Genomic DNA, 16,414 nt, shown 5'->3' on the forward strand with positions numbered 1-16,414 from the left:
CTCCACTTTGTGAAACCTGGAAAAGGGCGTTCCCCGTGCGCATGGGCTAAACGTGGCAGCGCCCCGACACGCGGTGACCAGGCAGGGTTCAGCCGCGACGGGCCCCCGCCGCTCGGCTCAGGCCGTGCTGAGCCAGTCGACCCGGTGCGCCTCGGTCGGGTCCGGGGTCTCCCACCGGCGCACGAGCCGGTCGATCACCGCGTCCGGGACGGGCGAGCTGCGCGCCCGGTTGCGGTCCCGCAGCACCCGCGGCGGCGCCTCCAGTGCGACGACCTCGACCCGCCCCCGGTAACCGGCGACGAGGCCGGTGCACAGGTCGCGCTGCTGCCGGGACACGTTGGTGGCGTTCCACACGAACGACCTCCCGGCGCGCAGGTGTTCGCGGGCCAGCTCGTGCGCGGCGGCCGCCACGGCGCGCTGGTCGCCGGCCGGGTCGACGCCCATCTCGGCGCGGAGCCGGTCGAGGCTGACGACGGGCACGTCCGGGCGGTGCGCGGCGATCCAGTGGTCCTTGCCGACGCCCGGCAGCCCGGACAGGACGGTCACGGTGCAGCGCGTGTCGTCGTAGGCGGCGTAGCCGGGGTCGCGGTCGGGCTTGCGGAAGTACCAGAACCGCGCATGGTCGGAGGGGAAGGCGCGCGGTGCGTCCAGGCAGTCCTGCTCGGCGCAGTACTCCCCGTACAGGGCGACGTTGTCCAGCAGCTCCTCGGTGTCGGGGCAGATCCGGCCGAGGATGTCGGCGGAGGCCAGCAGCAGCAGGTCGTCGTTGCGGGCCAGCAGGCTGACGCGGAACGCGATCTGCCGCAGGTCGGGGCGTTCCAGGGCCCAGAACGGCACCTGGTGGTGGCGGATCAGCGCCGCCACGTGCTCGCGCCAGGCGACCGGTGCGCCCAGTTCCCACAGGATGCGCCGCACCATCAGGTCGCCGCGGCGGGAGTGGCCCCGCGCGGTGATGCGCCCGTCGTCGTCCAGGGCCGTGCAGTGCGGCTTGGCGATGTCGTGCATCAGCACGGCGGTGAACAGGCGGACCCGCTCCCGCGGCGGGCGGGCCCGCCACCGCGGCAGCGCCGCAAGCGCTTCACACGCCATCCGCGTGTGGGTCTCGACGTCCCCTTCGCCGTGGTACACGGCGTCCTGCGGGACGCCCGCCATGTCGCGCACCCAGGCGAAGGCGTCCCGGATCCGCTCCCACGGGACGGTCCAGTGCGGCGGCGCCGGGCACAGCTCCTCAAACACCCGCATACAGCACCTCCGGGTCGGCCAGGCCGTTGGCGACGATGGGCCGCTCCTGCCAGTGGGTGCCCGAGTCGAGGATCGCGGTCAGGAAGCTCGGCCGGACCCACTTGTAGCGGTCCACCGTCTTCCCGTCCTCCTCCACCTTGATGTAGAGGCCCTCCATCTCCTCGGAGGCGTCGGTCTCCTCGGCGACGCGGCCTGGGTCGGCGCCCCCCGCCTCGGCCGCGGCGCGCAGCGCGTCCCGCCACCGCGGGGTGCGGCACGTGGAGGGGCCGGCCAGCTTCGTCAGCGCCGCCATGTCCGGCAGCGGGCCCTGGTACAGGACGGGCACCGACACCACCGGCGTCCCGGCGAGCAGCTCGCGGCGCCGCTCGGTCGACAGGAACGTCCCGTCGGTCTGGTCGAGGACGTCGAACTCGCAGAAGTAGTGGGGGAGCGCGTCGTAGAAGACCGTGTGCTTGGCGTACAGCCATTCCCCGTACAGGACGTACCGGTCCTGCAAGCGCTCGTGCAGGACGTGCTGAACCGACGCCGCCCACGCCTTCAGCGGCCCGAACTGGCGCTCGCGCGGCCCGCCGGCAAGGTAGTGGCCGCGGCTCTGCAGCCGCAGCCCGCCGCCGGAGGAGAAGCTGATGCCGGCGTTGGCGCCGTCGAGCTTCTCCTCCACCACCAGGAACCGCCCGGCGATCGCCTCGAACGGCACGGCGGCGAGATCGTGGTCGCCCGGTTGGAGCCGGGAGCCCGCGATGTGCCGGGTCCGGGGGTACTTGTGCAGCATCCGACCGTTCTAGGGCCGGGCCGCCGGTCCTGCCAACCGGTTTTCGGTCCGTCAGCGGGCCGGGACGACGCGGGTGAGGGCCAGCGCGGTCAGCCACAGCGCCACACTCGCCCAGGCCAGGACGTGCAGGCCGGAGGCGAACGCCGGGTGCTGCGCCGGACCCGCGACCGTCCCGTAGACGGCGACGCCGAGCGCCGTCCCGACCTGCCGGGCGGTGTTGTTGAACCCGCCGGCCAGCCCGGCGTGCGCCGGAGGGACGGCGCGCATCGCGGCGGCGACCACCGCGGTGACGATCAGGCCGTCCCCGATCCCGATGCCCAGCAGCGCCGGGAGCAGCGCCGCGTAGCCGCCGCCGGGACCGGCGCCGAGCAGCGACAGGGACCCGGCCGCCGCGACGGCGGTGCCCGCGGCGAGCGGTACCCGCGTCCCGAACCGGGCGGTGAGGCGCCCGCTCACCGGGGCCAGGACCGCCAGCGGCACGGCCATCGGCAGCAGCATCGCCCCGGAGACCAGCGCGGAGCGGTGCCCGGCCTGCTGCAGTTGCAGCGTCGCCACGAACAGGACCCCGTTGGTGACCAGGTTCATGATGAGCGCGATGCCGCCGGCGCCGAGGAAGGCCGGGGCCCGCAGCAGCCCGCCCGGGACCATCGGCGCGGCCGCGCGCCGCTCGGCCAGGGCGAACGCCGTCCCGGCGGCCAGGGTGAGCGCGGCGGTCGCGGCGGCGCCGTCCCGGTGGCCGTGGCCAGCGGCGATGACCGTCCAGACCAGGCCGCCGAGGGTGAGCGGCGCGAGCACCATCCCCGCCCGGTCCAGCGTGATGCCCGGCCGGGCGCGGCGGGGCTCGCGGACCAGGGCGCGGACGCCGCCGATCGCCGCCGCGGCGATCGGCGCGTTCAGCAGGAAGATCCACCGCCAGCCGATCGTGTCGACCAGCAGCCCGCCCAGCAGCGGCCCGGCCGGCAGCGCCGTGGAGGAGATCCCGGCCCACACCCCGAGGGCCCGCGCCTGCTCGGCGCGTCCGGGGTAGCAGGCGGTGATCAGGGCGAGGCTGCCGGGCAGCAGCAACGCGGCGCCCGCCCCCTGCGCGACGCGCGCCGCGATGAGCGGGCCGGCGCCGGGCGCGGCCCCGCAGGCCAGCGACGCCAGCCCGAACAGCGCGAACCCGGTGAGCGTCATCCGGCGGTGCCCGATCCGGTCGCCGAGGGCGCCGCCGCCCAGCAGCAGCCCCGCGATCGCGACCGCGTAGCCGTCCACGACGCCCTGCAGGCCGGGCAGGCCGGTGCCGAGCGCCCGGCCGATGCCGGGGAGCGCGACGTTGACGATCGTCACGTCCAGCAGCACCAGGAACATCCCGGCGCACAGGATCGCGAGCATCGCCCCGCGCCGGGGCGCGGGGCCGGCCTGCCGGGCGGGGACCTCGGCGGCGTGCGTTGGGGAACCCATGCCGCCCACGGTGGCCCGCGGACGTTTCGGTGCGGCTCGAACCGTCCCGTCCCCGAGGGCCGGCGGGTCAGGCGACGGCGACGCGGGCGAGCGCGCCGATCTCCAGCGCCACCCACAGTGCGCCGTCCGGGCCGACCGCGATGCCGTGCGGCTCGCATCCGGGCGTCGGCAGCGGGTGCTCGTCGATGCGGCCGTCGGGGCTGATGCGGCCGATGTGGGCGGTGGCCCACTCGGTGAACCACAGGTCCCCGCCGGGCCCGGCGACGATGGCGTGCGGGCGGGCGCTCCGGTCGGGCAGCGGGAACTCGGTGACCTTCCCGTCCGTGGTGATCCGCCCGATGTGCCCGGTGCCGATGCCGGTGAACCAGAGCGCGCCGTCCGGCCCGGCGGCGATGCCGACCGGTGCGGAGCCCTCGGTGGGCAGCGGGTGGACGGCGACCTGCCCGTCCGGCGCGATCCGCCCGATGGCGTTGCCCTGGTTGAGGGTGAACCACAGGGCCTCGTCCGGACCCGCCGCGATCATCGAGGGCATCGCGCCCTCTCCGGGCACCGGGAAAGCGCTGACCTGGCCGTCCACGGTGATCCGGCCGATGCCGCCGGCGTGCATGCGGGTGAACCACAGCGCGCCGTCCGGCCCGGCCGCGATCCCGCACGGACCCCACCCCTCGGGCAGGGCGAACGACGTGACCTCGCCCGCGGGGGTGATCCGGCTGATCGCGTCGCCGTGGAACGCGGTGAACCACAGCGCGCCGTCCGGACCCGCGGTGATGATCATCGGTCCGGCGGGGACGGGCCCGTGCACGGTGAGGCCCCCGTCGGGCGCCATCCGCGCGATCCGGCCCTCGTGGACGAGCGTGCACCACAGCGCCCCGTCCGGCCCGGCGGCGACGCTGTACGGCCCCGCGTCCGGACCGGACACCCGGAACTCCTTGATCGTGGCGTGCGAACCCTCTGACATGAATGTCGTCCCCCCTCGTCCCTCCACTGCTGTTTCCGTCCGAGGACGAAGTTAACGCAACCGGAGTTGCGTTACGATCGGGGGCGTGGAGACCAGCCGGGACCGCCGGGCCGCGCGGTGACCGCCTCCGGGCCCGGGAGCGCCCGCCCAGGCGGCCGCACCGCGCGGGTGCGCGACGCCGTTCGCGAGGCGACCCTCGCCGTGCTGTCCGAGCACGGCTACCCGGGGCTCGCCGTCGAAGCGGTGGCGGCTCGCTCCGGGGTGCACAAGACCACCGTCTACCGGCGGTGGGGGAACGCCGACGGCCTCATCGCCGACGCCCTCGGCATCGCGGCCGCCGAACCGTGGCCGATCCCCGACACCGGCACCCTCGCCGGCGACCTGCGCGCCCTCGCCCGGCTCGTCGTGGCCAACTTCGCCGATCCCGTCGAGGGCCCGGTCGCCCGCGCGTTCGTGCTGGCCGCGGCGCAGAGCGGCGACGCCGCCCGCTCCCTGCACGCCTTCTTCGCCCGGCGCCACGAGCAGGCCGCCGTCGTCGTCGCGCGGGCCGTCGAGCGCGGCGAGGTCCCCGCCGGCACGGACGCGGCCGAGGTCGTCCGCCTCGCCGTCGCCCCCCTGTACTACCGGCTGTTCATCACCGGGGAGCCGATCGACGAGCAGGCCGCCGACCGGGCCGCCGCGGCCGCGGGCGCCGCCGCCCGCGCCGGCGCCCTCACGGCCGCGCCGGTCCCATGACCGCCGCCGTCGTGGAACGGGGCGGCCGCCTTCCAGCCCGAGGGCTCAGCGGGCGTTGAGGGCGGTGCGCAGGGCGGCGGCGTAGGCGCGGGGGTGGGTGGTGTTGCCGTTGTGGCCGCCGGGAAACTCGTGCATGTCCGCGCCGAGGAGGTCGGCCAGCGCGAAGGCGCACTTGTTGTCGAAGACCGTGCGCGGGGTGGTGCGCCCGACCGCCGGAACGATCCGGGTCCGGGTCTCGGTGAGCGCGGCGACGTCGAGGGTGTCCTCGATGACCGCGGTGAAGTCGTGCTCGACGAAGAAGTCGAAGTTGCGCGCCCGCTGGGGTGTCATGGGGTGGCGCGTGAGGCCGGGTTCGGCGTCGGGGCCGGCGGGGTCGATGCCCAGCACGCCGGCGATCGCGGTGAACGTGGCGGCCAGCCCCTCGCGGCGGTGGACCTGCTGGATGTGCGCCAGTTCCCCTTCGTGGTGGGCGCGCTGGTCGGCGGGAAGCAGCCGCGGGGTGACGGGCTCGTGGGCCACGAGCACGCTGATCTGGCCAGGATGGTCGACGGCCAGGTGGAGCCCGATGGAGGCGCCCAGACTGCACCCCAGCATGAGCACCGGTTCGTCCGACAGTTCGGCCAGCAGGCGGTGGACGTCGTCGGCGTGTGCGGCCAGGCTCACTCCTTCGGCGGGGTCGTCCAGCACGCTGCGGGACAGTCCGCGGCGGTCGTAGGTCACCACGGTGTAGTCGGAGACGAGCCGGTCGACCAGGTCCGTACTGCGCCCGGCGTCCCCCTCGCCGCTCTGGGAGACGAGCAGCATCGGGCCGGTTCCGCGCACTTCGTAGTAGAGCGTGGCTCCGTCGGTCCGCAGCGTGCCCGTGCTCGGGATCGGGGTCGTGGCGGTGTCCATCGCAGGTCCTCTCGGTCGGAGGGGCGGCGCCCCTGCGAGGATCGACCATAAAACATCAAACTAGATACATCAAGCCTGATGTATCAAGAATGATGTAGCTTGGCGGCATGGACGGAGTCGAGCTTTTCCTGCTGGGGCGGACCCTGATGAAGATCGGCGAGGAGGCACTGCCCACCGAGGGCATCGGCCGGCACTCCACCAGCGTCCGGACCGTCCTGATCGTCGTGAGCGACGTGCGCGCGCACCCCGGCAGCGCCGTCGGAGAGGTCGCCACCCGCACCGGCCTTCCGCAAAGCGCGGTGTCGGCGGCGGTCGCCCGGCTCCGCGAAGCCGGCGCCGTCGTCACCGAGCCCGATCCCGACGACCGCCGCCGAGTCCGCATCCTCCCCGCGGCCCAGCCCTCCGCCAGGGTGGAGGAGGTCAGGTCGAGCACCGTCGACGCCGCCCTCGCGGCGGCCCTGGACACCGACGATCCGCGACGGGTCGCCGAGATCGTCGGCCTCCTCGAGGAACTCGCGCGGCACCTGACCCCGCAGGCGATCACCCGCATGCGCGGCTAGTCGCCCGCCGGGCCACCGGGCCGCACGGCCGTCCCCGCCAGGCGGGCGGCGCGGGCGTGGAGGTAGCGCTGCTCGGGGAGGCTGTGGGTGCGCTCGGCCGCCGCCAGGTAGGAGGCTCGCGCGGCGGCGGTGTCGCCGGACATCTCCAGCAGGTGGGCGCGGACGGCGTGCAGGCGGTGGTGCCCGGCGATCCGCGTGTCGTCCCGCAACTCCTCCAGCAGGGCGAGCCCGGCGCCCGGCCCGCGGGCCATCGCCACGGCCACGGCGTGGTTGAGCGCCGCCATCGGATTGGGCGACAGCTCCATCAGCACCCCATAGAGGGCGGCGATCTGCGGCCAGTCGGTCTCCCGCGCCGTCGCGGCCTCATCATGGAGCGCGGCGATCGCGGCCTGCACCTGGTAGGGGCCGGCGGGCCCGCGCGGCAGCGCCGCAGCCAGCAGTTCCACTCCCTCGGCGATGTACCCCGCGTTCCACAGGCTCCGGTCCTGCTCGGCGAGCGGGACGAGGTCCCCGCCCGGCCCCGTGCGGGCGGGCCGGCGCGCGTCGGTGAGCAGCATGAGCGCGAGCAGCCCGGCCGCCTCGGCGTCGCCGGGCAGCAGCCGGTGCACGATCCTGGCCAGCCGGATCGCCTCGGCCGCCACCTCTCCCCGGAACAGATACGCCCCGGCCGTGCTCGCGTACCCCTCCGTGAAGATCAGATAGAGGACGCGCAGCACCGCGGCGACCCGGGCGGGACGCTCGTCCGCGGCGGGCATCCGGAAGGGGAGGTGGCTGTCGCGGACGCGCCGCTTGGCGCGGCTGATGCGCTGCCCCATGGTCGACTCGGGCACGAAGAACGCGCGGGCGATCTCGGCCGTGGTCAGCCCGCCGACCGAGCGGAGGGTCAGCGCGATCTGCAGGTCCGGCGCCAGCACCGGGTGGCAGCACATGAACAGCAGGATCAGGGTGTCGTCGCCGCCCGGCGGCGGGCGGTCGGCGGCGGGAACGAGCCAGGCGTCCGGCGGCGTCCACGCGGCCAGGGCGTCCTCGCGGCGCCGGCGGGCCTGCTCGGCGCGCAGCAGATCGGTCAGCCGGCGCGACGCCACCGTGATCAGCCAGGCGCGCGGGTCGTCGGGGACCCCCTGCTCCGGCCACTGCGACGCGGCGGCGATCAGCGCCTCCTGGACGGCGTCCTCGGCGGTGTCGAAGTGCCCGTACCGGCGGACCAGCGCGCCGAGGACCTGCGGTGCCAGCGGGCGCAGCAGGTCCCAGGTCCCCACCTGAGGCGCGGTCACGGCTCCAGGTCGGCGCGCCCGTCGACGATCGGCCGCAGGTCAGCGTACGCCCGTTCCCGCGCCCCCTCCGGGCCGGGGCACTGCGCCAGCCGCGCGGCGATCTGCGAGGCGCGGTCGAAGCTGTCGCACTCGATGACGGTGTATCCGGCGAGCACCTCGGCGGTCTCGGGGTAGGGGCCGTCGGTCACGGCCGGCGCCCCGTCCTTCATGTGGAAGCGGCGGGTGTGGACCGGCGCGGCCAGGCCCTGGGCGTCCACGAACTCCCCGGACTCGACCAGATCCTGGTTGAACTTCTCCATGAACTCGTACATCTCGGCCAGTTCCTCGGCGGACCAGACGGCCTCGTCCTCGGGCACGTTGCCCGCCATCTCGTCGTAGGCCCGCTGCGACGCGTACAGCATGAGCATGTACTTCACGGTGGTCTCCCCTCCGGCCCGGCGCCCCGGTGGCGCCTCGCACAGGAGACGTCGGAGCCGCTCAGCCGTCTTCGACACACCTTCCCAGTTTTTCTCGCCGCGATCTTCGCCGTGCTCGCCGTCCTCGTGGCGGCGCCGGCCCGCCGCGGCGCGGCCCCGGAGCCCGCTCCGACCGCGGACGCGGAGGCCGAAGCCCGGCCCGCCGTGGTGTGAGGGGACGGTGTCAGGAGGACGCCGTCCACTCCTGCTCCTTCCAGGCCGGGTCGAGCGGAGTGTGGGCGATGTGGTTGGTGTAGTTGGACAGTGTCTTCATGCCGACGCCGAGGACGACGTCCAGGACGTGCCGGCGGGTGTGGCCGGCGGCCAGGAACGCCTCGACGTCCGCGTCGTCCACCCAGCCGCGCTGCGTCACCATGGCACCGGTGAGGCGGCGGACGGCCTCCAGCGCGGGATCGTCCAAAGGCCGCCCCGCGCGCAGCGCCTCCACGACCTCGGCGGGGACGCGGGCCCGCAGCGCCACCGTGGAGTGCGCGGCCACGCAGTACTCGCAGCCGTTCAGCACGCTGGCGGTGATCAGCACGGCGTGCTTGGCGTGCCCCGGCAGCGACGACCTGGTGAACTGCTCCGACAGGGCGTTGTAGCCGGCGAGCAGCTCCGGCGACTCGGCCATCACGCCGTTGAGCGTGGTGACGAACCCCATCCGCTTCTTGGCGGCCTCCAGTTGCGGGCGGGCGTCGGCGGGGGCGTCGGTCTCGTCGTAGACGGTGAACTCGGCCATCGTCATCTCCTTTAAAGGGGCGTCAGGGAAGCGGGGAGAGGGAGCGCAGGGCGGCGTCCACCGTGTCCGCCAGCTCGCCGGGACCGGCGCCGGCGCGGGAGCGCAGGTTCACCCCGTAGGCCAGCAGCGCCAGCATCTGCGCGGCGGTGCGGACGTCCACGTCGCCGCGCAACTGCCCGTGCTCGCGGGCGGCGAGAAGGGCGGTGCGCATCGCGGTGCACAGCGCCTCGTGGTGGGCGGCGAGCACCTCCCGCTCGCCGGCGTCGCTCCCGTCCTGTGCGGCGTGGGCGTTGGACACCATGCAGCCCCAGCGGGCGTACTCGCCGGAGCAACGCGCGGCGACGAGCCCGTCGAAGAACGCGGCGATGCCGGGCAGGCCCCGCCCGTCTGCGGCGAGCCGGTCGAACACCGGGCGCGACTGCCGGTCGGCGTAGCGGCGCAGTGCCGCCACGTACAGGTCCCGCTTGCCGCCGAACGTCGCGTACAGGCTGGACCGGTTGATCCCGGTCTCGGCCACCACCTCGGCGATCCCCGTCGCGGCGGCGCCGCGCCGCCAGAACAGCAGCACCGCCCGGTCCAGGACGGCGTCGGGATCGAAGTGCTTGACGTCCGGCATCGCCCCGCCTCCCTATCTTGGAATGATCGTTCCAAGATTGTCATGCGGGCACGACGGAGCGCAAGAGGACGGAACCGTGGGGGAGCGGGGCGAGGAAGGTCAGGCGAGGCCGGCGTCGTGCGCCAGCAGCGCGATCTGGGTGCGGTTGTCCAGGTCGAGCTTGGTCAGGACGCTGGACACGTGCGCCTTGACCGTGGCCACGCTCATGAACAGCTCGGCGGCGATGTCGGCGTTGGAACGCCCGTGAGCGATCGCCAGAACCACCTCGTGCTCGCGGGGGCTCAGCCGGGCGAGCGCCGCGCGGGCGCGCTGGTAGGCGCCGGCCTCCACCGCCGCGCGGTCCATGAGTCGGCGGGTGATGCGCGGCGACAGGATCGGGTCGCCGGCGGCGACCTGCCGCACGGCCCGGACGATCTGGTCCGGCGGCGTGTCCTTCAGCAGGAAGCCGCTGGCTCCCGCGCGCAGCGCGTGCAGGATGTTCTCGTCGGAGTCGAAGGTCGTCAGCACGATGACCTCCGGCGGGTTCGGCCGCTCCCGCAGCCTGCGGGTCGCGGTGATGCCGTCCACGCGCGGCATCCGCAGGTCCATCAGCACGACGTCGGGGGCGTGCGCGTCGGCGGCCGCGGGGACCTCGTCGCCGTCGGCGGCCTCGCCCGCCACGGTGATGCCGCCCGTCCCGTCCAGCATCATCGACAGCCCGGCGCGGACGAGGGCGTCGTCGTCCACGATCAGTACGCGCAGGGGGCGGGTCACGCGGGCCATGGTAGCCAGGCGCGCAGCCGGAACTCGCCCGCCGCGGCCTGGTGGTCGAGCCGCCCGCCGGCCAACCGCACCCGCTCGGTCAGCCCCACCAGCCCGGTGCCGCTGCCGGGCGCGAGCGGCCCCGCGCCGTCCTCGGCCAGCGGGTTGCGGATGTCGACCACGAGCCGGCCCCCCGGCCGCCCCTCCAGCACCACCCGGACGGGACGTCCCACGGCGTGCTTGCGGGCGTTGGTCAGCCCCTCCTGCACGACCCGGTACGCCGTGCGCCCGGCGGCCGCCGGGAGCGCGGACGCGCCGACCGTCTCGTCGCGCAGCTCCACCTGCCCGCCCGCGTCGCGGCACTCCTCCACCAGCCGGGGCACGTCGTCCAGGACGGGCTGGGGCCGGTCCTCCTCGTCGGTGTCCTCGGCGCGCAGAAGCAGGATCACCTCGCGCAGCTCGTCGAGCGCCTGGTGCACCCCGGCGCGGATCACCCCGGCCGCATGCGACAGCTTCTCCGGCGGGGCGTCCGGCCGGTACTCCAGCGCGCCCGCGTAGGTCGCCAGCAGCGACAGCCGGTGGGCGAGCACATCGTGCATCTCACGGGCGATCCGGGTCCGCTCCGCCATGCGCGCCTCGGCGACCCGGCGGCCCTGCTCGGCCTCGGCCCGGCGGGCCCGCTCGCGCAGCGACATCAGCAGCTCCCGGCGCGCCCGCGCCAGCGCGCCCCAGCCGACCATCGCGCCGTAGCCGAGGGCGATGAGCAGCAGCCACCAGCCGAAGGAGATCCCCCGGTTCGGCTGCCACAGCCCCTGCACGACGTGCGCCGCGATTCCCGCCGCGCCGACCAGCGCCGCCACCCGGAACGGGCGCCGCTGCGCGACCTGCAACACGCCCATGCTGGCCGCCGGTGTGGCGGTGGGGGACAGGGCCGCCAGAACGGTCAGCGCCAGGGCGACGCCCACCGGCCGCCAGAGCAGCAGCGGCGACAGCAGCCAGCTCACCAGGGCGACCGCGATGTCCAGGGCCAGAACGGCGCCGGCCACGTCCGCGCTGAAGCGGCCCCACAGCGTCAGCGCGCCCAGCGCCCCCGCCGCCGCGGCGACGCCGGCCGCGCACCACAGCATGCGCCGGCCATCGGGCCTTGCCTGGTCGAACGTCTCGCTCACGGGGCCGAGGCTATCCACCGGGCCGCGGCACCGACACCCGACCAAAGTCGGTGCCCGCCCGTACCGCGGGCGGACCGGCTCTCGCCGCGCGCCCGATGTGCCGGCCGCGCTCGGGCGGCCACGCTGCCGGACATGAACGAGCCGCGACGAAGGGAGAGGCACATGTCCGGAGGTACCGGTGGACGGCGGGTGCTGACCGTGGCGGGAGCGGTCGCCGCCCCCCTCGCGCTGTGGGTGGTCACCGGCCCGGTGACCGGGCTCGACCCGTCCGCCGAGATGGGCGGGGAGGTCCAGCGGGTCGGGGCGGGCCCGGTGATCGCGGGCAGCCTGATCGCGGGGCTGGCCGCCTGGGGACTGCTCGCGCTGCTGGAACGCGTGACCGGGCGGCCGGGGCGCGTGTGGACCGTCATCGCCCTGGTGGCGCTCGTGCTGTCGATGACCGGACCGCTCGGCGACGCCGCCGACGGCGCGTCCGTGGCCGTCCTGGCGGCGATGCACCTGGTCGTGGCCGCGGTCCTGATCCCCGGTCTCGGCCGTTCGGCCCGACCGTCGCGAGCGGCGGCCCCCGCGCGGCGAGTTCCTGATCGGGATCCGAACCACTGATCAGGGAGATCCGATCCGTGAGACAGGCGCACCTCTGACCGCGGCCATGCCCAGGCGTCTCGTGATCGTTGTGCGTCATCAGGGGCGGTACGCCTCGGCCTTCTCCGAAGTGGAGGGGGTCGGCAGAGGTGCCGCGGGCGCACGGCGGCGTGCGGTGGTCAGGTGGTAGAGCAGCGCCAGGGTCGTGACACCGGCGGCCGGCAGCCCCAGCCCGGCGGGCACGATGGCAAACCACTCCTGGGCCAGTCCGCCCAGGCCGCCGCCGAGGGCCATCCCGACGTAGACGGCCGAGGAGTTGAGGCCGAGCAGAACCGGTGCCGCGGCCGGGCTGAGGGCGATGAGCCGGTGCTGCTGGGGCACGACGATGAGGCCCAGGGCCACGCCCCAGATCGCGGCCCATGCCAGGGTGGACGCGAGCGTGGCGGTCGCCACCGAAGTGAGGCCAAGGGCGATCGCGGCAATGGCGAGGGGACCGGTCAACACGTGCGCGGGGTCGTGCCGGTCGACCAGCCGTCCCGCGATGATGTTTCCGGCCAGGACCCCGATTCCCCAGGCCAGCAGGATGACGGTGAGCAGCGACTCGGAGCCGCCGGTCGCCTCCTGCAGGGCCGGGCCGATGTAGGTGTAGAGGGTGTAGGCGCCGAGGAAGACCAGCGTCGTGACGGCCAGTAGCGCGAGGACCCGGCCCTGCCTGAGCGGGCGCAGCCGGTCGCCCAGTGAGGCGGCGGGGAGCGTCACCTTGGGCAGGCCGGCCGCGACTCCGATGACCGCGACGAGGCCGATCCCGGCGACGGCCCACAGGGTGATGTGCCAGTCGGTACGGCCGATGAGGGTACCGAGAGGAAGGCCCAACGCCGTCGCCAGCGTGAGACCGCCCAACACGAAGGCCAGTGCCCTGCCCCGGCGTTCCGGGGATGCGATGGCCCCCGCAGTGCTGGAGGCGGCGGAGTTGATCATCCCGGCGCCGGCCGCGGTGACGATACGAGCGGCCATCACCACCTCGTAGCTGGTGCCAAGGGCGGTGACGGCGTTGCCGACCACGAAGACGCTCAGCGCGATCAGCAGCGCGGACCGCCTGTCCAGTCCACTGGTGAGCGCGCCCATGACGGGTGCCGACAGGGCCATCACCAGCGCGAACACCGTCACCAGCTGCCCGGCGGCGGGAGTGGAGACCTGCAGATCCGTGGCGATGGCGGGGAGCAGCCCCGCGATGACGTAGCTGTCGGTGCCGACGGCGAAGGTCGCCAGGGCCAGAGGAAGCAGCCGTTTCAACACCGGGCGGTGCCGCCTTTCCAGAGGATTCTCGGAAGTACCGAGCGGCACCCTAGGCAATATATGGATGCTTGTCCATGTATCCATGGGTTGGTAGTGTGCGGGTGTGCGGGACACAGGGGGGCGGCGATGCGTGAGGTTTCACAGCCGGCGACCGAGGCCATCCGGCTGGTGGAGGTGCTGCGCGCTCTGGCCGATCCGGTGCGGCTGGATCTCGTCCTGCGGCTCGACCGGATGGGCGAGGACTTCTGCAACGCGATCGGCGCCGAGATCGACGTGCATCAGACGACGCTCTCGCACCACTACCGGGTGCTGCGTGAGGCCGGCGTGACGTGGACGACGGTGCAGGGCCGATCCCGGCTGGTACGGCTGCGCCGAGAGGACCTCGACGCCCTGTTCCCCGGCCTGCTCGACTCGGTACTGGGCGCACGGCGCCGAACGAGCGACACCGCGATCACCGGCACGGTCGAGGCGCCGTAGGCGCGGGCCCCCGGCCCGCTCGCAACATGCGATCAGCCGCAAACGGGCGCGTTCTTCGGCGTCCGCTCCGCGGACGCCGCGCACAGTAGGAAGCGGCACCGGCCCCGGGCGCCGCCCGTCTTCGCCCCGCCTTCGCCCAGATGCGCCTGCGCCGAAGGCCGGAACCCGCGCAGATCCCAGCCGATCCCCGGCCCGTCCTGCACGGTGCGCACGTCCAGCAGCGCGGAATTCACATACGGCTATGTATGCGGATACGGTGATGTATCTTGTCGGCATGGCACGAGAGACGCGCGCCGAACGGCGGCAGCGCACGCGTGAGGAGCTGGTGGCGTCGGCGATGCGGCTGTTCGCCGAGCGCGGGGTCGCCTCGACCTCGGTCGAGGCGATCGCGGAGACGGCCGGATACAGCCGCGGCGCCTACCACAGCAACTTCGAGACCAAGGAGGAGGTCCTCGACGCCGTCGTCGCTCGCGTGGTCGGGAGCCTGGAGCCAGAACTGGTCGCCGTGCTGCGCGATCAGGGCAGTGTCCTGGAGCGGCTCGCGGCCTATGTCCGCGGGTTCCTTCTGTATTACGCGCGGCGACCGGTGGAGACGCGCGCCCTGGTCGCGGTCGTCGCCCACCGCACCACAGCGGCGGCCGACGCCTATGACGAGCTCGTGGCGGCGTCGCTTGCCGACGTCATCGCTCTGCTGGAGGAGGGACAGCGCAACGGCGAGATGCGCGGCTTCGACCTCGTCATGATGGCCGCGATGCTCCGCCGCACACTCGATGCCGAAGGACTGCGGGTCGCGCACGGCGCTCCCGTGGATGCCGTCAGTGACGAACTGGTCGCCACGTTCAGCCGAGCGACACGCTCGGCCCCCTGACCGAGAGGCTGAAGTCATGCCCGTGCGGACCTTCCGCCAGATGGTGCTTCGTGAACGCCCCGCCGGCGGCATCACCCCTGGCACTTTCGCTGAGCAGCGCAGCCCCATACCGGCACTCGACGATGGTGACGCTCTGGTCGAGGTCGTCTGGCTCGGCATCGACGCCACTCAGCGCACGTGGCTCAACCCCGGCACCACCTATACGGCACCGGTCGGGATTGGCGAGGTGATGCGCGGCAGCGGTGTCGGGCGTGTGGTGACCTCCCGAAATCCGGCGCTGCCGGAGGGGCAGTGGGTCTATGGCGACCTGGGTTGGCGAGAGTACGTCGTGGCGCGCGAGGGCGGCGTGTTCGGGGTCAACCCGGTGCCGGAGGGGATTGATCCGCGTCACGTGCTCACCGTCTTCGGGGTGAGCGGGCTGACGGCCTTCGTCGGGATGTCCGAGGTGCTCGGCGTCACCGCGGGGGACACGGTGCTGGTCACCGGCGCGGCCGGCAGTGTCGGTTCCCTCGCCGGGCAGATCGCGCGGTTTCTGGGCGCTCGGGTGATCGGCACCGCCGGTTCGGCCGAGAAGGTCGCTTGGGTGAAGGACGTCGCGAAGTTCGACGCCTGTGTGGACTACCGCGCCGACAGCGTTCCGGATGCGTTGCGCGAATTCGCGCCCGACGGGCTCACCGCCGTTTTCGACAACGTGGGCGGTGTGCTGCTGGAGAACGCGCTCGACCGGCTCGCCGTCCATGCGCGCATCGCGCTGTGCGGGTCGATCTCGTCCGGCTACACGGCCGCAGGATACGGCGCGGGCCCCGCCAACTACATGCAACTCGCGTTTCGACGGGCCCGCATGGAGGGTTTCGTGTTCCTCGACCATCAGCCGCTTTTCCCCAAAGCACTGTCTCGGCTCGCCGGCTGGGTGTCGGCCGGCGACCTGCGCTGGGCCGAGGACGTCGTCGACGGTCTCTCCAACGCCCCCGTTGCGCTGCAGCGCCTCTTCGACGGCGCCAACCTCGGCAAACAGCTGGTGAGGGTGAACGCGGCCGAAACGAAGGTGCACTGAATGACCGAGGTCAAGCAGGTACTCCAACAGCAGATGTCCACCGCTTGGGCACTGCTCGACTACCACGTGCAGCAGTGGCGCGACGACGACCTGTTCTGGGAACCGGCGCCGTCACACTGGACGATGCACCAGGTCGAGGGCGGTTGGGCTCCCGACTTCGCCGAGGTCGAGCCCACTCCTGTCCCGGCCCCCACGATCGCATGGCTGACCTGGCACATCGGCTGGTGGTGGACCACAGCACTCGCTCACCTGGAACGAACCGACATCCCGGCCCGCGAAGACATCGGCTGGCCGGGCACCTGCGCCTCGATCACCGAATGGCTGGGGAACATCCACCAGGCGTGGCGAACGGGGCTGGCCGCCACCGACCGCCTCGACGACGAATCGGCGTTCCCCTGGCCCGCAGGATCGGGCCACACCGTCGCCGACATGTGCGCATGGGTGAACATCGAGCTGACAAAGAACGCCGCCGAGATCGGTCAGCTACTGATCCTTCGACACGCACGACACCGACCGGCGCACCGTTCACCTCGCTGAAA

The 16,414-nt window shown here is 73.7% G+C and carries 20 protein-coding genes; 7 read left to right on the forward strand and 13 right to left on the reverse strand.

What is annotated here, in order from left to right; translation table 11 throughout:
• Positions 1 to 117: 117 nt before the first annotated feature.
• The 4 genes from BJ999_RS21270 to BJ999_RS21285 all read right to left on the reverse strand — a co-directional run bounded on the left by BJ999_RS21270 (position 118) and on the right by BJ999_RS21285 (position 4,415).
• Positions 118 to 1,242 carry an AAA family ATPase gene (locus BJ999_RS21270; RefSeq protein WP_179834922.1) on the reverse strand — a complete coding sequence of 375 codons (1,125 nt, stop codon included), beginning with the start codon at positions 1,240 to 1,242 and terminating at the stop codon, positions 118 to 120.
• Positions 1,229 to 2,014 carry an RNA ligase family protein gene (locus BJ999_RS21275; RefSeq protein WP_179834923.1) on the reverse strand — a complete coding sequence of 262 codons (786 nt, stop codon included), beginning with the start codon at positions 2,012 to 2,014 and terminating at the stop codon, positions 1,229 to 1,231. Before BJ999_RS21275 ends, BJ999_RS21270 begins: the two co-directional genes overlap by 14 nt.
• A 51-nt stretch (positions 2,015 to 2,065) precedes the next feature.
• Complete coding sequence (locus BJ999_RS21280; protein WP_229810566.1) at positions 2,066 to 3,457, reverse strand: MFS transporter; 1,392 nt, start codon at positions 3,455 to 3,457, stop codon at positions 2,066 to 2,068.
• A gap of 67 nt (positions 3,458 to 3,524) precedes the next feature.
• Positions 3,525 to 4,415, reverse strand: a complete 891-nt coding sequence (locus tag BJ999_RS21285; protein ID WP_179834924.1) for a Vgb family protein — start codon at positions 4,413 to 4,415, stop codon at positions 3,525 to 3,527.
• A 168-nt stretch (positions 4,416 to 4,583) separates the two neighbouring features.
• On the opposite strand from BJ999_RS21285, the gene BJ999_RS21290 reads away from it, so the two are divergent.
• Entirely contained in the window at positions 4,584 to 5,150 is a 567-nt protein-coding gene (locus BJ999_RS21290; RefSeq protein ID WP_179834925.1) for a TetR/AcrR family transcriptional regulator, read from the forward strand.
• Positions 5,151 to 5,195: 45 nt separating this feature from the next.
• On the opposite strand, the gene BJ999_RS21295 is transcribed toward BJ999_RS21290, so the two are convergent.
• On the reverse strand, positions 5,196 to 6,044 hold the full coding sequence (locus BJ999_RS21295; RefSeq protein ID WP_179834926.1) for an alpha/beta fold hydrolase: 849 nt from the start codon (positions 6,042 to 6,044) through the stop codon (positions 5,196 to 5,198).
• A 107-nt stretch (positions 6,045 to 6,151) separates the two neighbouring features.
• Between BJ999_RS21295 and BJ999_RS21300 the strand changes: the two genes are divergently transcribed.
• The gene (locus tag BJ999_RS21300; RefSeq protein WP_179834927.1) at positions 6,152 to 6,604 is read left to right on the forward strand and encodes a MarR family transcriptional regulator; all 453 of its coding nucleotides are present in this window, start codon (positions 6,152 to 6,154) and stop codon (positions 6,602 to 6,604) included.
• Here the strand turns inward: BJ999_RS21300 and BJ999_RS21305 are convergent.
• From BJ999_RS21305 to BJ999_RS21330, 6 genes are all read right to left on the reverse strand, one after another.
• Positions 6,601 to 7,878 carry an RNA polymerase sigma factor gene (locus BJ999_RS21305; RefSeq protein ID WP_179834928.1) on the reverse strand — a complete coding sequence of 426 codons (1,278 nt, stop codon included), beginning with the start codon at positions 7,876 to 7,878 and terminating at the stop codon, positions 6,601 to 6,603. The two genes, BJ999_RS21300 and BJ999_RS21305, sit on opposite strands and share 4 nt — an antisense overlap.
• On the reverse strand, positions 7,875 to 8,285 hold the full coding sequence (locus BJ999_RS21310; protein ID WP_218935980.1) for a YciI family protein: 411 nt from the start codon (positions 8,283 to 8,285) through the stop codon (positions 7,875 to 7,877). Before BJ999_RS21310 ends, BJ999_RS21305 begins: the two co-directional genes overlap by 4 nt.
• A gap of 232 nt (positions 8,286 to 8,517) precedes the next feature.
• Positions 8,518 to 9,072 carry a carboxymuconolactone decarboxylase family protein gene (locus tag BJ999_RS21315; protein WP_179834930.1) on the reverse strand — a complete coding sequence of 185 codons (555 nt, stop codon included), beginning with the start codon at positions 9,070 to 9,072 and terminating at the stop codon, positions 8,518 to 8,520.
• A gap of 22 nt (positions 9,073 to 9,094) precedes the next feature.
• Positions 9,095 to 9,688 (reverse strand): TetR/AcrR family transcriptional regulator, encoded by a 594-nt coding sequence (locus BJ999_RS21320; RefSeq protein ID WP_179834931.1) that lies wholly within the window; start codon positions 9,686 to 9,688, stop codon positions 9,095 to 9,097.
• A gap of 99 nt (positions 9,689 to 9,787) precedes the next feature.
• Positions 9,788 to 10,450, reverse strand: a complete 663-nt coding sequence (locus BJ999_RS21325; RefSeq protein WP_179834932.1) for a response regulator — start codon at positions 10,448 to 10,450, stop codon at positions 9,788 to 9,790.
• Entirely contained in the window at positions 10,438 to 11,598 is a 1,161-nt protein-coding gene (locus BJ999_RS21330) for a sensor histidine kinase (protein ID WP_229810565.1), read from the reverse strand. Before BJ999_RS21330 ends, BJ999_RS21325 begins: the two co-directional genes overlap by 13 nt.
• Positions 11,599 to 11,760: 162 nt before the next feature.
• On the opposite strand from BJ999_RS21330, the gene BJ999_RS21335 reads away from it, so the two are divergent.
• The gene (locus BJ999_RS21335; protein WP_179834933.1) at positions 11,761 to 12,201 is read left to right on the forward strand and encodes a DUF6069 family protein; all 441 of its coding nucleotides are present in this window, start codon (positions 11,761 to 11,763) and stop codon (positions 12,199 to 12,201) included.
• Between the two features lie 78 nt (positions 12,202 to 12,279).
• Here BJ999_RS21335 and BJ999_RS21340 read toward each other — a convergent pair whose 3' ends face one another.
• The gene (locus tag BJ999_RS21340) at positions 12,280 to 13,476 is read right to left on the reverse strand and encodes an MFS transporter (RefSeq protein ID WP_179834934.1); all 1,197 of its coding nucleotides are present in this window, start codon (positions 13,474 to 13,476) and stop codon (positions 12,280 to 12,282) included.
• 126 nt (positions 13,477 to 13,602) lie between these two features.
• Here BJ999_RS21340 and BJ999_RS21345 point away from each other — a divergent pair, with 126 nt between their 5' ends.
• Positions 13,603 to 13,953, forward strand: a complete 351-nt coding sequence (locus BJ999_RS21345; RefSeq protein ID WP_179834935.1) for an ArsR/SmtB family transcription factor — start codon at positions 13,603 to 13,605, stop codon at positions 13,951 to 13,953.
• Positions 13,954 to 13,985: 32 nt separating this feature from the next.
• Here the strand turns inward: BJ999_RS21345 and BJ999_RS21350 are convergent, their stop codons facing one another.
• On the reverse strand, positions 13,986 to 14,186 hold the full coding sequence (locus BJ999_RS21350) for a hypothetical protein (protein WP_179834936.1): 201 nt from the start codon (positions 14,184 to 14,186) through the stop codon (positions 13,986 to 13,988).
• 41 nt (positions 14,187 to 14,227) lie between these two features.
• Between BJ999_RS21350 and BJ999_RS21355 the strand changes: the two genes are divergently transcribed.
• Genes BJ999_RS21355 through BJ999_RS21365 form a run of 3 tightly spaced genes read left to right on the forward strand, consistent with a single transcriptional unit; the run spans position 14,228 to position 16,412 of the window.
• Positions 14,228 to 14,821, forward strand: a complete 594-nt coding sequence (locus BJ999_RS21355; RefSeq protein ID WP_179834937.1) for a TetR family transcriptional regulator — start codon at positions 14,228 to 14,230, stop codon at positions 14,819 to 14,821.
• Between the two features lie 16 nt (positions 14,822 to 14,837).
• The gene (locus BJ999_RS21360) at positions 14,838 to 15,875 is read left to right on the forward strand and encodes an NADP-dependent oxidoreductase (RefSeq protein WP_179834938.1); all 1,038 of its coding nucleotides are present in this window, start codon (positions 14,838 to 14,840) and stop codon (positions 15,873 to 15,875) included.
• Complete coding sequence (locus BJ999_RS21365; RefSeq protein ID WP_179834939.1) at positions 15,876 to 16,412, forward strand: DinB family protein; 537 nt, start codon at positions 15,876 to 15,878, stop codon at positions 16,410 to 16,412.
• Positions 16,413 to 16,414: the final 2 nt, after the last annotated feature.

The sequence above is a fragment of the Actinomadura citrea genome (assembly GCF_013409045.1).
Taxonomy (GTDB): domain Bacteria; phylum Actinomycetota; class Actinomycetes; order Streptosporangiales; family Streptosporangiaceae; genus Spirillospora; species Spirillospora citrea.

What these genes read in the sequence shown, in the direction of transcription:
- BJ999_RS21270 (WP_179834922.1), bottom strand. Translation starts at nt 1,242, where the DNA reads ATGCGGGTGTTTGAGGAGCTGTGCCCGGCGCCGCCGCACTGGACCGTC.
- BJ999_RS21280 (WP_229810566.1), bottom strand. Translation starts at nt 3,457, where the DNA reads ATGGGTTCCCCAACGCACGCCGCCGAGGTCCCCGCCCGGCAGGCCGGC.
- BJ999_RS21275 (WP_179834923.1), bottom strand. Translation starts at nt 2,014, where the DNA reads ATGCTGCACAAGTACCCCCGGACCCGGCACATCGCGGGCTCCCGGCTC.
- BJ999_RS21300 (WP_179834927.1), top strand. Translation starts at nt 6,152, where the DNA reads ATGGACGGAGTCGAGCTTTTCCTGCTGGGGCGGACCCTGATGAAGATC.
- BJ999_RS21310 (WP_218935980.1), bottom strand. Translation starts at nt 8,285, where the DNA reads ATGCTCATGCTGTACGCGTCGCAGCGGGCCTACGACGAGATGGCGGGC.
- BJ999_RS21360 (WP_179834938.1), top strand. Translation starts at nt 14,838, where the DNA reads ATGCCCGTGCGGACCTTCCGCCAGATGGTGCTTCGTGAACGCCCCGCC.
- BJ999_RS21285 (WP_179834924.1), bottom strand. Translation starts at nt 4,415, where the DNA reads ATGTCAGAGGGTTCGCACGCCACGATCAAGGAGTTCCGGGTGTCCGGT.
- BJ999_RS21325 (WP_179834932.1), bottom strand. Translation starts at nt 10,450, where the DNA reads ATGGCCCGCGTGACCCGCCCCCTGCGCGTACTGATCGTGGACGACGAC.
- BJ999_RS21320 (WP_179834931.1), bottom strand. Translation starts at nt 9,688, where the DNA reads ATGCCGGACGTCAAGCACTTCGATCCCGACGCCGTCCTGGACCGGGCG.
- BJ999_RS21355 (WP_179834937.1), top strand. Translation starts at nt 14,228, where the DNA reads ATGGCACGAGAGACGCGCGCCGAACGGCGGCAGCGCACGCGTGAGGAG.
- BJ999_RS21365 (WP_179834939.1), top strand. Translation starts at nt 15,876, where the DNA reads ATGACCGAGGTCAAGCAGGTACTCCAACAGCAGATGTCCACCGCTTGG.
- BJ999_RS21345 (WP_179834935.1), top strand. Translation starts at nt 13,603, where the DNA reads ATGCGTGAGGTTTCACAGCCGGCGACCGAGGCCATCCGGCTGGTGGAG.
- BJ999_RS21295 (WP_179834926.1), bottom strand. Translation starts at nt 6,044, where the DNA reads ATGGACACCGCCACGACCCCGATCCCGAGCACGGGCACGCTGCGGACC.
- BJ999_RS21335 (WP_179834933.1), top strand. Translation starts at nt 11,761, where the DNA reads ATGTCCGGAGGTACCGGTGGACGGCGGGTGCTGACCGTGGCGGGAGCG.
- BJ999_RS21315 (WP_179834930.1), bottom strand. Translation starts at nt 9,072, where the DNA reads ATGGCCGAGTTCACCGTCTACGACGAGACCGACGCCCCCGCCGACGCC.